Annotated in this window: 10 protein-coding genes; 4 read left to right on the top strand and 6 right to left on the bottom strand. The window is 35.4% G+C overall.

Annotated elements, in window-relative coordinates; genetic code table 11:
• Positions 1 to 50: 50 nt before the first annotated feature.
• A complete protein-coding gene (locus GN105_RS07925) occupies positions 51 to 881 on the bottom strand; it encodes a class I SAM-dependent methyltransferase (protein WP_155284878.1) in 831 nt (276 codons plus the stop codon).
• Between the two features lie 56 nt (positions 882 to 937).
• Positions 938 to 3,271 carry a TonB-dependent receptor gene (locus GN105_RS07920; protein ID WP_155284877.1) on the bottom strand — a complete coding sequence of 778 codons (2,334 nt, stop codon included), beginning with the start codon at positions 3,269 to 3,271 and terminating at the stop codon, positions 938 to 940.
• A 117-nt stretch (positions 3,272 to 3,388) separates the two neighbouring features.
• On the opposite strand from GN105_RS07920, the gene GN105_RS07915 reads away from it, so the two are divergent.
• Positions 3,389 to 4,369 (top strand): helix-turn-helix domain-containing protein, encoded by a 981-nt coding sequence (locus tag GN105_RS07915; protein WP_155284876.1) that lies wholly within the window; start codon positions 3,389 to 3,391, stop codon positions 4,367 to 4,369.
• 57 nt (positions 4,370 to 4,426) lie between these two features.
• Here GN105_RS07915 and pepT read toward each other — a convergent pair whose 3' ends face one another.
• Positions 4,427 to 5,650 (bottom strand): peptidase T, encoded by a 1,224-nt coding sequence (gene pepT, locus GN105_RS07910; protein ID WP_155284875.1) that lies wholly within the window; start codon positions 5,648 to 5,650, stop codon positions 4,427 to 4,429.
• A 133-nt stretch (positions 5,651 to 5,783) separates the two neighbouring features.
• Between pepT and GN105_RS07905 the strand changes: the two genes are divergently transcribed.
• Positions 5,784 to 7,259 carry a potassium/proton antiporter gene (locus GN105_RS07905; protein WP_155284874.1) on the top strand — a complete coding sequence of 492 codons (1,476 nt, stop codon included), beginning with the start codon at positions 5,784 to 5,786 and terminating at the stop codon, positions 7,257 to 7,259.
• A 19-nt stretch (positions 7,260 to 7,278) separates the two neighbouring features.
• On the opposite strand, the gene cls is transcribed toward GN105_RS07905, so the two are convergent.
• Positions 7,279 to 8,721 carry a cardiolipin synthase gene (gene cls / locus GN105_RS07900; RefSeq protein ID WP_155284873.1) on the bottom strand — a complete coding sequence of 481 codons (1,443 nt, stop codon included), beginning with the start codon at positions 8,719 to 8,721 and terminating at the stop codon, positions 7,279 to 7,281.
• Positions 8,722 to 8,950: 229 nt separating this feature from the next.
• On the opposite strand from cls, the gene rpsO reads away from it, so the two are divergent.
• Positions 8,951 to 9,220 (top strand): 30S ribosomal protein S15, encoded by a 270-nt coding sequence (gene rpsO, locus GN105_RS07895; protein WP_155284872.1) that lies wholly within the window; start codon positions 8,951 to 8,953, stop codon positions 9,218 to 9,220.
• A 159-nt stretch (positions 9,221 to 9,379) separates the two neighbouring features.
• A complete protein-coding gene (locus GN105_RS07890) occupies positions 9,380 to 11,563 on the top strand; it encodes a polyribonucleotide nucleotidyltransferase (protein ID WP_155284871.1) in 2,184 nt (727 codons plus the stop codon).
• A gap of 181 nt (positions 11,564 to 11,744) precedes the next feature.
• Here GN105_RS07890 and GN105_RS07885 read toward each other — a convergent pair whose 3' ends face one another.
• Complete coding sequence (locus GN105_RS07885; protein ID WP_155284870.1) at positions 11,745 to 13,850, bottom strand: elongation factor G; 2,106 nt, start codon at positions 13,848 to 13,850, stop codon at positions 11,745 to 11,747.
• Positions 13,851 to 14,070: 220 nt separating this feature from the next.
• Positions 14,071 to 16,704, bottom strand: coding sequence for a sodium:solute symporter family protein (locus GN105_RS07880; RefSeq protein ID WP_155284869.1), 2,634 nt, complete (start codon positions 16,702 to 16,704; stop codon positions 14,071 to 14,073).
• Between the last annotated feature and the right edge of the window lie 111 nt (positions 16,705 to 16,815).

Genomic DNA, 16,815 nt, shown 5'->3' with positions numbered 1-16,815 from the left:
GCTCAGCCTGACAATCGAAACTATCATCATACTTTTCATAATACGACCGTTTATTTTATTTTTAAACGTACTACACGTTGATTCAAATTCTTATAGACGTAAGGTATTTTGTATAACAATCGCCAAAAGAAAGGAAGTCGTTTTCCGTAAAAATCACTCATATAGTATTCTTTTTCAATATGAATTTTCTTGTGCCATTTTTCCATATCGTGAGTATTGAGCAATGACCATTTGAATTCCGGAACGTTTTTCATTGTTTTGAGCGTCGCGTGTCTTTTTGCTCGACCGACACCTTTGTAAAACAACATATCAAAAACCACAGTAAGTTCCTGAAAATTAGTACAAAGATTTTCAAAAAACGAACGTATTTCTTTTTCTTCAAAATACATTAACACACCTTCCGCAATGACAAAAACTGGCTTATTGTGTGATTTTACTTTTTCAATCCATTGATTATCAAACAAAGACATTGATAAGAAAGTATTTTTTTCTGTTGGTTCAATGAATTTTTTTCGAACTGTGATAACTTCTTCTAAATCAAGGTCGTACCAATGAGTTATCGGAGGATTTCCAAGTCGTTGATAACGAGCATCTAAACCTGCTCCGAGTTGTATAATAACAGCGTCGGGAAATTTTTTGATAAATCTTTTTACTTCATTATCAATGAGTTTTGCTCTAACGCAAACCCCTAATTGCGATAAGTTTACCCGTTTGAATTTACTGAAATCATAATCAATTTTACCAACTATTTCTACCGCCTTTTCATCGTATAGAACAGGTTGAGAGTGTTTGGTCTCCGCTGCTTTTGCCCAAAGGGTAATGAGCATCGTTTCCGAAATATTGCCAAGTTGTACTACATTAATTTTTTGATAGTTAGACATTTTTTGTTCTTTTAATTATTCTATCTTTTTTTGATTTTTAGCTTTTTTTTGAGCTATCACATTCTATATCTGATTTTTACTCCAAAATTTCTGCCCGGAAGCGGACGGTTAAATTCTGAAATTACTTTTTGGTCGGTAAGATTATTTACCCTTGCCGAAAGCAAAATTTTTCCATTTTTAAAGCTCTGTTCCACACCAAAATGAAAAACCAAACTTCTCGGAATACGTCTTTCTTGATATTTACTTACCTCAAAATCATACCAATACTTTTCAATAAAAGAAGCATCAAGCATCAAACGCGTGTTTTGGTCTTTTCCTCCGAAAAGATTTTCTTTATGAAATTCCAATCCTGCATTGCTCAAAAAATATGGAATGTTTGGCATTCGTTTGTTTTTGGTTGCATTAGGAATTTGTGTATATGGCTCAAAATCACGTTTATCACGCAAATCCTGATAGGTTACATTGGCATATCCGTATAAGGAAGGAAAAATATCGGCTTTCACTTCGGCTTCTATTCCCAAAGACCGCATCTTTCCAAAATTCTCATAAAAGGATTGTAATACTCCTCCCGAAAAACGTATCATATCTGTTATGTAGGAATAAAATCCGTTGATTTCTACTTCTAATTTATTGTCGGAAAGCAAGTTTTTTTGATACAAAAAACCTAAATTCACGCTTGTGTTTCGCTCAGGTTTGAGGTTTGCCGCAGGAGCGATAAGAAAACCATCGCCAAGAAGTTCACTATCAATAGGTAAACGCACATCATACGCTAAGGAAGTCCTTGCCAATAGATTTTCTGTAAAATGATAACGTATGGCATCACTAATTCCGAAATTCCCTTTGGAAAACCCAATGTCTTTTATCCCACCAATACCCACAATTTTTACGGTTTGACCCTGAGTTTTGTAATAACAATATTTGGTAGTGAAGGAATTAAGCCATTTTTTATTTTTGCTACTCAAATCGTATGATAATCCTGCTATCCAGCTGAACATTCGGTTGTCAAAATTTACTTTATAACCAGAAATCTTTTCTTTAATCGGGTCAGAGGTGTGATTGCTGAACGTAGTAAACTGTGAATTGAAATTAACACTCTGATTTTCATTGATTATATATTCCAAATTCAATCTGTTAAGAAAAGAAGTACTTTTCGTTTTGGTATCAGAAGCGTGCAATCCGATTTCTCCCCCATAAGAAGAAACAGGCGGATAAGTGTTTCCTTCCCAATCATATCGTAGCGGAGAGGTGTCATTAAGATGAAGCCCAACGCCAACAAGCACCGTGTTCATATCAAAATCCAATCCGGAGATGAGAAAATCTTTCTTTTCCAATTTGTTGGTAACTCCGTTGACCTGAGTTTCACTAAAAGCCTTTTGTATATTGGTTTCAATGCCTTGTATTTGTTGGTCTGTCAGGATAGAAAACGCCTCAAAACCAACCTCATCGAACCACCATTTGGTGGCTTTTAGCCCTACTCCGTAGAGCAATTTGCGATGACGATCGTGATTGCGTTTCACACGGATACCTCTGTGGTGAGGCAAGTCCATTTCATAATCATTATCGGAATAAGTGTAATTGACCGAAGCACCAATTTCAATGCCCGATTTTTTAAAATTTAGCTTGCCCAACGATTGAATTTTATGGGTGTTGAATGAAGCCAATTCATAGCTAACATCATAAAAGACAGGAGGATATTCTTTCAAAATCAGGTTTACTGCTCCTCCCATCGCCGACCCTCCGAGTTTGGCAGGCACAATGCCTTTATAAATTTCAATACGTTCAATCATATCAATAGGTACATCGTGAAGCGACACATAATCAGAGGTTTGGTTCATAGGCATATTGTCTAAAAATATCCCAATTCGTTTACCTTCCAGCCCGCGTACGGAAATTCGTGAACCGCTTCCAACTCCACCCTGACTGCGAATGGTAATCCCTACCGTTTTCTTCAAAACATCGTCTAAACTGCTTGTAGTTCCTTGAAAATGAGATGAACTCAGTACTGAAACCGTCATCGCTCCATTTCTCAATTCACGCTCTTCCTTTTTCGAGGATTTTACAACAACCTCTTGCAGATTTTCGGTTTCAACATTTAAATATATTTTTATCTCTTTGTTATTTTTCGTGTTTATTTTTTTAGTAACAGATTGATATCCAACATATGAAATAGTGATTGTGTACTCTCCGTTTGGGATTTTTTTAAATATAAAATTTCCTTGCCCGTCCGAAACCGTACCTTTTTGAATTTCTTTAAGAAAAATATCGGCTAAGGCAAGCGGTTTTTGAGTAGTTGCATCAAATATTTTTCCTTGTAAATCAAAATATTGTGATTGAGCCTGTAATGCTATTGAAAATAAAACTGTTATAAAAATATAAAATATTTTTTGCATTGAACTAAATTTTTATTTGATTTTATTCTAAATAATTTAACTTTGCAAAGTTATGTTAAAGGACAAAAGCATTTGTTTAATATAACGGACTATTTTTTTAATATTAAGGGAATATTTATGAGGTTAAGCAACGATAATATACAGGAAATGCTCTTTGATAATGCAATTTCTCGGCAATTGGACAGTGAAGAAATTATTTTTTCAAATCAATTGCCCTTTGGCGAAATCTTTATACAATCAAAAAAGGTAGGAAATCACCAACTTATAAATTGGAAATCAAAATTTTCAGAAGAAATCAAAATTTCGGGAGAAATGGTTACTTCTTCCTTACGGATTTATTTTCTGAATCGAATCACAAAAGGAATGAATGTTGGATTTGAAAAAGGCTTCCGACAAAACGTAAAACAAGGTTCTGCTAATGTTTTGTTTTGTAATGAAAATCATCAAGGATTTACGCTTTTTGATAGAAACGGTGAAACTGAAATAGACACATTAGTTATTAGTAATGAGCATTTTAAACAATTGTCATTACAATACCCCGAAGTGTTTGAAAGTTTGTATGAGCGTTATCAACGGGAAAAAATATTTATGCTTTTCCCCGATTTTTCTCCTATTTCTTTTGAGGTAAATACTATTTTTCAGCAGATAGCAAACAGTTACTTAATGGGAACATCTGCAATGGCTTATACCGACCTTAAAGTACTGGAATTATTAGTGTTACTGCTAAAAATATCAGAACAAACAAAAAATGAAATCGGCAAATATTGTAAAACACTTTCGGATATTGATAAAATCCGAGAAGCTGCCAACATACTCATTTCCAATATAAATGAAACGCCTTCTCTTATTGAATTGGCTCATCAAGTGGGGCTGAATGAAAAGAAACTTAAATACGGTTTTAAGGAAGTGTTTGGCACTACCGTTTTTGGGTATTTGTATGATTATAAAATGCAGTTAGCCAAACAATTACTTTTAGATACAAACAAAACCATATCCGAAATTGCTCTCTTGTGCGGATATGACTATGTTTCACACTTTTCAACAGCCTTCAAACGCAAATGGGGAGTTAGTCCTATTTCTTGTAAACAAAGAAAATAAAATCTCTCTTAAAGAATTGTTTTACAAAATTTTAAGAGAGATTTAACTTCTAGAAAATTATTTTTTAGCTACAAGCTCTGCAATTTTTACGATGACTTGAGTGGCTTTTTCCAAACTTTGCACAGGAACGTACTCGAATTTTCCGTGGAAATTGTGTCCGCCGGCAAAAATATTCGGGCAAGGAAGCCCCATATAACTCAATTGTGAACCATCTGTTCCGCCACGTATTGGCTTGATAATCGGAGTGATACCCAATTCTTTCATTGCCTTTTCTGCTACTTCTACAATGTGGAAAACAGGCTCTATTTTTTCCCGCATATTAAAATACTGATCCTTAATTTCTGCTGAAACTGCATTTGGATATTCTTTATTTAATTCATTTACAATTTGTTGTACAGATTCTTTACGTTTTTCAAATAATTTTCGGTCGTGGTCACGGATAATTAACTGAACTACAGTATTTTCAATATCTCCTGAAACGTCAGTAATGTGGTAGAATCCTTCACGTCCGCTTGTACGTTGTGGAATTTCATTTTCTGGTAAGGAGCTAATAAACTGATTTGCAATCAACAATGAATTTATCATTTTATTTTTGGCATAACCAGGATGAACGCTTTTTCCTTTAAAATGTACTTTGGCACCCGCAGCATTGAAGCTTTCATATTCTAATTCACCAATTTGGCTTCCATCCATTGTATAAGCCCAATCTGCACCAAATTTTTTTACATCAAATTTATGTGCTCCACGACCTATTTCTTCATCAGGAGTAAAACCTACTCTGATTTTACCGTGCTTAATTTCAGGATGTTGTATCAAATACTCCATTGCTGTAACAATTTCAGCAATGCCGGCTTTGTCGTCAGCTCCCAAAAGTGTTGTTCCATCGGTTGTGATAATGGTTTGCCCTTTGTACAGAAGCAAATCTTCAAAATAAGAAGGAGAAAGTACTATATTTTTTTCTTTATTTAGAACAATGTCTCCTCCGTCGTAGTTTTCAACAAATTGCGGATTTACATTTTCTCCTGAAAAATCAGGTGATGTATCAAAATGAGCGATGAATCCGATGGTAGGTACTTCATAATCAACATTGGAAGGAAGCGTAGCCATTACATACGAATTTTCATCAATTGTAACATCTTCCAAACCAATGGATTTTAATTCTTCTACAAGAAAACGAGCCAAATTCCATTGTTTTTCGGTACTTGGAGTGGTTTGACTTTCGGGGTCAGACTGAGTATCTGTTTTTATGTACGTTATGAAACGTTCTACTAACTTTTGCATAATATTTTGAGTATTTTGATAATAAAATTAACGCCCAAAGATATAAAAAATATCAAATTTGGCATTCAAAAAATCAAAAAACAATTGAAGTTTCGTCGTTTTTTTCTATATTCGCACCAAATTGATACTTACAATGAATTTAACTTCAGAAAATATACTATTAATCGGGTCTCTGTTATTATTAGTCAGTTTAATTGCAGGTAAAACATCTTACAAATTTGGCGTTCCAACCCTGATTTTGTTCTTGGGAGTGGGAATGCTTGCCGGTTCTGACGGAATTTTGAAAATTCAGTTTAATGACCCCAAATTAGCTCAATTTATAGGTATTATTTCGTTGAACTTCATTTTGTTTTCCGGAGGTTTGGAAACTCGATGGAAATCAGTAAAACCTATTCTTTTTCAAGGAATTATGCTTTCAACTTTAGGTGTTTTGCTAACTGCCGTTAGTTTGGGGCTTTTTGTTTGGTATATTACTGATTTTACGCTATTTGAAAGTCTTTTATTGGGTTCGATTGTATCCTCAACTGATGCGGCTGCTGTGTTTTCCATATTGCGTTCCAAAAATTTGGATTTGAAGCACAATCTTCGTCCTACGTTGGAATTTGAAAGTGGAAGCAACGACCCAATGGCTTACGTGCTGACAACCACATTTTTAGGTTTAGTTCAAATTCCTGAACAATCTGTTTGGATGGTCATTCTCATATTTTTACGTCAGATTATTTTAGGTGGCGTTCTTGGTTTTGTTTTTGGTAAACTTAGTAAGTTGATTTTTAACGGAATACAATTAGGTTTTGAAGGTTTGTATCCGGTATTGGCAATTGCTTTGATGTTTATCACATTTTCAGGAACCGAAGCACTTGGTGGGAATGGATTTTTAGCAATTTATATATGTTCGGTTTTTCTTGGAAATCAGAATTTTATACACAAAGGAAGTGTTTTAAAAGTTTTTGACGGATTGGCTTGGCTAATGCAAATTGTTCTGTTCTTAACATTGGGACTTTTGGTTGTTCCAACGGAAATAATTCCTCTGGCAGGTTTGGGGCTTTTGATATCGGTATTTTTGATTTTGGTGGCTCGCCCGTTGAGCGTGTTTTTAAGCACTCTTCCTTTCAGGATGTGTTTTGCTCGACGTTCGTATATTTCTTGGGTAGGATTGCGAGGAGCCGTACCAATTGTATTTGCGACATATCCGCTTTTGGCAGAAATAGATAAAGCTCATATTATTTTTAACATCGTATTTTTCATTTCTGTAACTTCAGTTTTGATTCAAGGAACAACGCTTTCAGTGGTGGCGAAGTGGCTGAATATCGCTTCTGTTCAGCAAGACGTTGAAAATGATGAAAATCCTGCCGATGCAATTATTCGCGAGCATCCGAAAGCCGTAATGCAAGAAATTTTGATTCCTGCAGATAATCACGTTATTGGGAAGAAAATAGTAGATCTCGAATTTCCGAAAAATTCAATTATTGCAATGATAAAACGAGATGAAAAATACATAACGCCCAATGGTTCAACCAAAATAAATCCTAACGATATGCTTATTGTTATTTCTGATAATCAATTGGCTATGACCGAAGTATATGATATGTTAGAAATTGTGAGTGAATAAAATCCTACTGTGGCAATTACTACATAAAGGGGGAAGTTAGTCGTAATACTTTTTCAGCTAATTGCTTGTATTTTGGTCTTCTTTCCCATTTTTCTAATGTAAGTTTTTCAGCATCAACAAGGTCTTTGTAAAAAGTTTCACGTAATCGTAAAGCGGTTTCTTTGTGATAAATAAGTGCCGAAACTTCAAAATTAAGGTCAAAGCTGCGTGCATCTAAGTTGGCAGTTCCCACAGAAGCCCATTTGCCGTCAATCACAAAAGTTTTTGAATGTACAAAACCTTTTTTGTAGAGATAAATTTTAACGCCTGCTCTAAGTAATTCTTCAAGAAATGATTGAGAAGTGATGTTTACTAAAAACGAATCACCTTCTTTAGGAAGCAATAATTTAACTGATATTCCACTGAGCGAAGCAATGATAAGGGCTTCTTGCAGAGAAGTGTCAGGAACGTAATAAGGTGTAGTTAAAATAATTTCTTCCTTAGCCGAATATATAGCTTGAATGGTGGTGTAAAGAATAGTAGGTAAGTCAGAATCAGGACCGCTATAAGCGATTTGAGCATAGTAATCACTTGGTAAATCCAGAAAATCTGTTGGGAAATAAGCGGGTTGTATCGTTATATTTTCGTTGCTACAGAAATTCCAATCCGACAGGAAAACCATTTGCAATGAAAGGGACGTAATTCCTTTTATCATTAGGTGAGTATCACGCCAATACAATTCGTTATTTCCTGAATTGATGTACTTATCACTTACATTAATTCCTCCCACAAAAGAAGTTTTTCCGTCAATGACCACAATTTTTCGGTGATTACGATAGTTTATTCGGTTAGCAAAATAAATGAAATTGATTTTATGAAAAGGAAATACTTGTACTCCGTTTTCTTTCAGTTCTTTAACAATATTCTTGCGAATTCCCCGACTTCCAAAATCATCATAAATGAAACGAACCTCAACTCCTTCTCGAGCTTTTTCAATCAGCACTTCTTTTACTTGATTTCCGATGATGTCATTTTCATAGATATAATATTCAATATGTATGTGCGATTTTGCATTCCGCATTTCACGAAGTAATATAGGAAAAAGATTTTCTCCGTTATCTAAAACTTCTATTGAGCTGTTCGGAGCCACGAAAGTTTGCTCTGTTTGCGAAAGAAATCGGATAATTTCTGTATTTTCATTTAAAGAAGGGTGTTCTAAGTGAGTTTTTTTCAATATTTCGATTTTTGTTTCCAATTCATTGCGGAAAAATTGGTCTATTTCCAGCTTTTTGTTGTATATTTTATGTCTTCTGTAGTTAATTCCGAAAGAAAAATAGAAAATTATACCCAAAATAGGAATGAAAATAACCAAAAGTAGATACGCTAAAGTTTTACTTACGGAACGTGTGTCCCAAATAATGCGAAGACAAACAGCAATCAACAGAAGAATATATATGATTTGAACTACAACTAATGAATCCATTATTTTATATTTTTTTGAGATTTTTAAACTGGAAAAGACCGAGCTACAAAGTTACGAAATAAAACATATTTACCCAAAATGAATTTTAATTTTCTTATAATCAGTTTTTTAATTTAATTGAGAAAGAAAAATCAATCAAAAAAACTAAAATAAATTTGCAGATTAAATATTTTTCTATACATTTGCATCTTCAAAAACTAGTACATAATAATCATTAAATAATATTAAAATGTATTTAACAAAAGAAGTAAAAGCAGAAATTTTTAAAAAACACGGTGGTTCAGAAACTAACACCGGATCAGCTGAAGGACAAATAGCTTTATTTACTTTCAGAATCAACCACTTAACAGAACACTTAAAAAGAAACAGAAAAGATTTCAATACTGAGCGTTCGTTAGTAAAATTGGTAGGTAAACGCAGAAGTTTACTTGACTATTTAAAAACGAATGATATTGAAAGATATCGTGCAATTATCAAAGAATTGAATATCAGAAAATAATCAAAAAGGGGCTTTTTGCCTCTTTTTTTAGTTATTGTCAAAAATAAAAGTATTTCTTCTTAGGAAAATCAAAAACTAAAATAAGCCGTTGGTGTGAACCAACCATTGGAAAACCCAAACAACAACACAACGCCTAATGTTTAATTAAAAAATAACAAAATGATTCCAGAAGTTAAAAAAGAAATTATCAATTTAGGCGACGGAAGAACCATTTCCATTGAAACAGGAAAATTGGCTAAACAAGCTGATGGTTCAGTTGTTGTACGTATGGGAAATGCAATGTTGTTAGCGACAGTGGTTTCCGCAAGAGAAATTAACCCTGAAACAGATTTTTTGCCTTTAACGGTAGATTATCGTGAAAAATTTGCCGCCGCAGGGCGTTTTCCGGGCGGATTTTTTAAACGAGAAGCACGCCCCAGTGACCAAGAGGTATTGACGATGCGTTTGGTAGATCGCGTGTTACGTCCGCTTTTTCCGAAAGATTATCACGCTGAAACTCAGGTAATGATTCAATTAATGTCGCACGACGAAAACGTAATGCCCGACGCTTTAGCTGGGTTAGCGGCTTCGGCTTGTATCGCTGTGTCTGACATTCCGTTTGACGGACCTATTTCAGAGGTTCGTGTGGCACGCATTGACGGAAAATTCGTTATAAATCCTAATAAAGAGCAACTTGCACAATCCGATATGGATATTATGGTGGGAGCTTCAAAGGATTTCGTAGCAATGGTGGAAGGTGAAATGGATGAAGTTTCTGAAAAAGATATGGCGGAAGCTATCAAATTTGCACACGAAGCGATTAAAGTTCAAATTGATGCTCAAATCCGTTTGGCAGAAAAAGTAGGCAAAACCGAAAAACGCACCTACGAACCAGAACTTGAAAATGAAGAAGTTGAGCAAAAAGTGTATGGTCTGGCATACCCCAAATGCTATGCGATTGCCAAAGAAAATACGGCTAAACAAGAACGTGGCGAAAAATTTGCTGCCGTAAAAGAAGAGTGCTTGGCTCTATTTACCGAAGAAGCACAAGAAGAGTTTGCAATACTTATCGATAAATACTTCGGGAAAGCTCAAAAAGAGGCAGTTAGAAATCTTATTTTAGATGAAAATATCCGCTTGGACGGACGAAATACAACGCAAATTCGCCCAATTTGGTGCGAGATTGATTACTTGCCTTCGGCTCATGGTTCTTCAATATTTACACGAGGTGAAACTCAATCACTTACAACCGTAACTTTGGGAACTTCTCGTGAGGCAAACGTGATTGATTTGCCCACAGAACAAGGCGAGGAACGTTTCTATTTGCATTATAATTTTCCTCCGTTTTCAACCGGTGAGGCTCGTCCCCTTAGAGGAACTTCCCGAAGAGAAATCGGACACGGAAATTTGGCACAACGTGCTTTAAAGCGAATGATTCCAGCCGATTGCCCTTACACGGTTCGTGTAGTTTCTGAAATTTTAGAATCAAACGGTTCATCATCAATGGCAACGGTTTGTGCTGGTACACTGGCACTTATGGATGCGGGTGTACAGATGATTAAACCTGTTTCGGGAATTGCGATGGGGCTTATAACTGATGGCGAAAAATATGCTGTACTTTCCGACATCTTGGGAGACGAAGATCATTTGGGGGATATGGATTTCAAGGTAACAGGAACCAAAGATGGAATCACGGCTTGCCAAATGGATATCAAAATCAAAGGATTAACTTATGAAATTTTAGAAAAAGCCTTGGAGCAAGCTCGCGAAGGACGCCTGCATATCTTAGGAAAAATCACTGATACAATTGCCGAGCCGAAAGCCGAAGTGAAACCACACGCTCCGAAAATTATTACAATGGAAATTCCGAAAGATTACATTGGTGCGGTTATCGGTTCTGGTGGAAAAAATATCCAAGGTATTCAGCAAGAAACAGGAACAACCATTGTTATTGAGGAAGAAGGCGATTTGGGTATTATCGAGGTATTAGGAACAGACCCAGACGGAATGCAACGTGCTGTTGATGCTATCAGAGCTTGTATTTTTGAACCTGTTGAAGGTGAGATTTATAAAGTGAAAGTAACCAAACTATTGGATTTCGGTGCCGTAGTTGAGTTTGTACCTGGTAAGGATTCTTTATTACACATCTCTGAAATGGCTTGGGAGCGTACCGAAAAACCATCGGATTTAGTGAAAGAAGGCGATATTATCGAAGTGAAATACATCGGAATAGACCCTAAAACCCGTAAACAGAAGGTTTCACGCAAGGCTTTATTGGAGCGTCCGCCAAGAAGTGAAAAACCTAAACACGATAACAACAAACCGAGACATCAAAAATCGAATAAGAAAGAGAATAATCAATAAATAGGAAAGAGGCTAGTAGAGCCTCTTTTTTTTAATAAAAAAAAATTTTCGCAAAGGTATAAAAATGTGTAGAGAAGTTAAAAGATAAAAACTGAAATTTGATGTGAAAATATAAAAAACAAAGGCGAAACGCAATTATTCATTGAAAAACGTTTCGCCTTAAGTAAGATGTATAACTTTTTTATCCTTTCAGTAATTTTTCTTGTACTTCGTGGTTCATTACCTGATAGCCCCACAAATGTCTGCTAAATTTTGATTTTCCTTGTGTGATGGAACGTAATGAAGTTGAATATCCGTACATTTCGGCAATCGGGACTAAAGCTTTGATTTGTTGATATTGACGGATGTTGTCAATACCTGTGATAACTGCTCTTCGGCTTTGTAAATCGGTCATTACATCACCCATTGCACTGACATCACAAAGGACTTCTAACTCATAGATAGGTTCCATAATTTTTGGAGATGCGTTTTTGAAGGCTTCAGCAAAACCTGCGGAAGCTGCTAATTGAAACGCAATATCGTTGGAATCAACAGGGTGCATTTTTCCGTCGAAAATACTCACGCGTATGTTTTGGCAATATGAACCTGTGAGAGGTCCTTCTTCCATTTTGGTCATAATTCCTTTTTTTATGGCACTAATAAAACGCGTGTCAATGCTTCCACCAACAATGCACCACAAGAAATGCAGATGTCCGCCCCAAGGCAGTTCGATAAGTTCTTCTTTGCGGATGTTCAAATCAGTAGGCAAAGGAGCGTTTTCATCATAAGGTTCAATGCGTAAATGTACCTCGGCAAACTGTCCTGCTCCGCCCGATTGTTTTTTATGGCGATACTGAGCTTCAGCAGCTTTTGAAATGGTTTCACGATACGGAATTTTCGGACGAATAAGTTCCATATCAATATTATATAACGATTTGATGCGTTGTTTTACCACATCGAAGTGCATTTGACCTTGTCCGTGAATGATAGTTTGTTTCAGTTCGGGCGAATATTGCAAAGTGAAAGTTGGGTCTTCTTCCTGAATGATATGTAAGGCGTTAGTAAGTTTCTCAAAATCAGATTTTGAAGGAGGCACGACTGCCATACGGATTTTCATTTGAGGAAATTTAATTTTTTTGATTTGAATTTCGTGATGTCCTTCGCTATTCAAAGTGTTATTTGTATGTGAATTTTTGAGTTTTATGGTAACTCCCAAATCACCAGCGACTAACGCCTCTACAGATTCTCTGTTTTTTCCGTTTACAGTAAAAATTTTATTAATACGTTCATCTTCACCATTCATTTGATTTTTAAGAGTTTCACCACTTTTGAGCGTTCCGCTATATACTTTGAAATAACTGAGTTCTCCAATTTGTGGTTCGTTCAGTGTTTTGTAGATAAAAATACTCGTTGGAAGAGAGGTATCGGGAGCGATTGTTTGACCGTTTTGAAGTTCTTTATCAGGTTGTTGCAAAGGTGAAGGGCAAATATCACGAATGAAACCCATAATGCGTCCGGTTCCTTTATTCTCTTTTGCTGAAGCACAGAAAACGGGGAAGAAATTTTGTTTTCCCATTGCCAATTGCAAGCCTTTGGTAAGTTCTTCTTCGGTTAGTGTCCCTTGCTCAAAATAGCGTTCCATTAGTCCTTCTTCTTCCTCAGCGGCTATTTCAACAAGTTGATTGTGAATTTGTTTTGTCCGTTCGAGTACTTCTGCGGGAATAGGCTCTTTTTTAGGTTTTCCTCCGTTGGAATCAAAAGTGTACATTACCATACGCAATGCATCAACGATGTGATTAAAGCCATTTTCCAGTTTGTATGGGAACTGAATTTCAACCACTTTATTACCGAAAGTGTTCTTGATTTCTTGAAGTGATTTTTCGAAGTCTGCTTTTTCGTGGTCTAATTGATTGATAACGAAAAGAGTAGGGGTTTTGAATTCTTCAATATAATCTTTATGAAGTTCATTTTCAACCTCAATTCCTTCTTTGGCATTGATTACCATTACTGCGGTGTCGGCGACTTTTAATCCTGAGATAGCTTCTCCAATAAAATCATCAAAACCGGGAGTGTCAATGAAATTAATTTTTGTATTTCCCCAAAAAACGTGCATTAATGAACTGAAAATACTGTATTTCTTTTCTTTTTCCATTTCGTGAAAGTCAGAAATTGTATTTCCTTCTTCAATGCTTCCGATACGTGTGGTAGCTCCGGCTTCAAACAACATTGTTTCTACCAAAGATGTTTTTCCACTTCCTGCGTGCCCTAACAGGACAACATTCCGAATATTATTTGTGCTATAATCCATAATGAATAAATTTTTTTCATTGTGTTAAAAATACCCTATAAAGGTATAAAAAAGTAAAACATAAAGCAAAATAATTTTTATTTTTTTATTTTTTTGAAAAGATAGGAGAACTTTATTTTTATTGAAATAATTTTTTATGTGTTTTATTATTAGTCTGTTATAAAAAATAAATCAGACTGCCTGAAGAGATAGTCTGATTTTGTTTTGTTTCGATTTTTTACTATTTCTTTCTTGTTTTCCAAGTGATAGATTCAATTCCTTTTTGATTTGGGATAAATAAACTAAAGATAAACGCAATAATGATATTAGAAATCATTCCAATAAGTCCGTAAAGTAGAAACGAAAGTTCCGTGTGAGATTTTACCAAATAGAGGATAATCACGCCAGTAATCAGCCCAATGAAAGCTGCAATAGAACCTACACGAGGGAAAAATATTCCCAAAATGAACAAAGCTCCCAATCCGCTGGTTAATAATCCTAAAAAGGTATTGAATTGGTCCCAAAGTGAAGCTATGTTCCAAGTAGCCAGCACTATAGCCATTCCTGTTCCTAATAATCCAATGATAACTCCTGACCATCGGGCTACGGTCATTTGCTTTTTGAATGAAGTATTTTTGAATAGAGTTTTATAAAAATCGGAAGTAATTACTGCTGAAACCGAATTGATATTTGATGACAAAGTACTCATCGCTGCTGCAAAAATTGAAGCTATCAGCAGTCCTGATAATCCTGTAGGCATTTGTGAAACAATAAATTGAGGGAAAATAGAATCAATATTGGGATCGGTAATTGACATTTGTTCAGGATTTGATTTGTAAAACGCAAATAACCCGGTTCCAAGAAGGAAAAATAAAATACTTACGGGTACGCTCACTATTCCGTTTAGCCAGATGCTTTTAGCTGTTGCCTTTTCATTCACGGTGGACATATATCGTTGTACTACCGATTGGTCGCTGGTATATGAAATCAAAGTGTTTGCAAGTCCGCCGAAAACTACGACCCAAAAAACGGGTTGCGAAAAATCAAATCGAAAATCGAAAGTATTTAATTTGTTGAAAGTCATTGTTGTATTCCAAAATTCACTGATGCCTCCTTTAATTCCCGTAATCATTACTACCAAAGCGGCAATGGCTCCGCCAACCAAAATGAATCCTTGAATTACATCACCCCAAACCACAGCTTCCATTCCGCCACTTATTGAGTATATGATAGTTACAAAGCTCATTATCAAAATGGCGTAATAAATATTAAACCCAGTAACGATATTTAAAGCCAATGAAGGTAGAAAAAGTACGATTGCGATTCGGCTTATCATAAAGAAGGTAAAGAAAGTTGATGCAATCCAACGAATTGGGCGATTAAATCGAATTTCTAAATATTGGTAAGCTGTATCAAGTTTGAAGCGTAAGAAAAAAGGCAGAAAAAAGCGAATAATTATTGGAACAGCCAAAATGATAGTCATATTAAACATTAGCATACGCCAATCAGTAGCGTAAGTTTTAGCCGGAATGGAAATGAATGTAATGGCACTGAGCATTGTAGCAAAAATACTCACGCCCACCGCCCACCAAGGGATACGTCCGCCTCCTTTGAAATAGTCTTCGGTGTTTTTATTGTTTTTCATAAAGAAAAAACCAAGCCATAACATTCCTATAAAGTAAAGTCCTAATACAGCGTAATTTAGCCAACCAAACCCTTCTCCTTTTGAAATAGATAATTTAGTAATTAAAGATGAACGAATTCCTGGCTTTTGTTCTCCTCCTGCGATATAAATATCCTGATTTTGAGTGTTATAAAAAATGGAAGCCACAGCTATTGTATTGTCAGCTTTTCCTAAAGTGAACCATTCATCAGTGATTGTATTATAAACCAAGATTTCTTTTTCAAAACCTTGATGATTTTTCCAAAGTTCGTTACGAAGTTCCGTATCACCATCATTGATAGCTTTTTCTACTTTATTGAAAATAAGACCGGTATCTCCTCCGAAAAGCAAAATACTTGAAGCTCCTATTTTTGTAGCTGTTGAAACTGCCAGAGGTAAATTTCCTTTTGAATTTTGAATGTCTCTTTTAGCAATCCATTGATTTTTAGAAGGTTTGAATTGATAAACATTGCTATAAAAAGTAGTGATATCAGCATTGTTGCGACTTCTTCCTCCGAAAACAAAAACTGAAATCTCCTCTCCGTCTTGTTGTGCAACAGCGGTCGCTCCCGAAACGTTTTTTGGGTAATTGGGTAATTTTTGCCAACCTTTTTCAGGGTTGTTTACATCTAATTTAATAAATTGCTGAGAAGAATTTCCGTCAAAGGTTTGTCCTCCAGTAACATATACCTCGCTTTCTATAGAGGTTGCCGCTGCACTTTTTACGGCTATTGGTAATTCCGGAAAATTTGTAATTTTTATTTTTTTATTGTCGTAAGAAATTAAAAAAGTTTTCGATGAAACTCCGTTAGGAGTTTGCCCTCCAATACAAAGTAATCCTTCAGGAAGCGAAACATAAGTTCCTTCGGCTATGGCTTCAGGTAAGTCTTCGCCTTGGTAAACGACTGAAAACTTTCCGTCAGCTGATGTTTCAAATACAAAAACAGTTTTGGAAAATTCTTTTTTCCCTCCCTGCCAAGGTTTTTCTTCAGGAAAATATGAACCTCCTGCCAATATGAAAAACTGTTTGTGTTTTCCGAAGTAAGTTCCTGCCAGCCCTTCGTGAAATTGCTTTTCTTTCAAGGAATTACTATTCCAAACAACGGATTGTTGAAGTTGATTGATGCTTTTTTCTTGCTGTGCTTTTAAGGAAAAGATTACACTAAAGAAAAGAAGAATAAAAAAAACGGTTGGGTAATAATTTTTTCTCATAACAAAAATTTTGGTCTCACAAAGGTATATTTTTTTAATTCTAAAGGCAAGAAAAAGAGGTTATATTTGAGTAAAGAGCTGAAAATTTCATAGTAATGGAACTTTTTTATA

The sequence above is a fragment of the Capnocytophaga felis genome, from assembly GCF_009684755.1.
GTDB classification, from domain to species: domain Bacteria; phylum Bacteroidota; class Bacteroidia; order Flavobacteriales; family Flavobacteriaceae; genus Capnocytophaga; species Capnocytophaga felis.
Note: the sequence above shows the minus strand (reverse complement) of the source record. Positions and strands in the feature narration are given on the sequence as shown.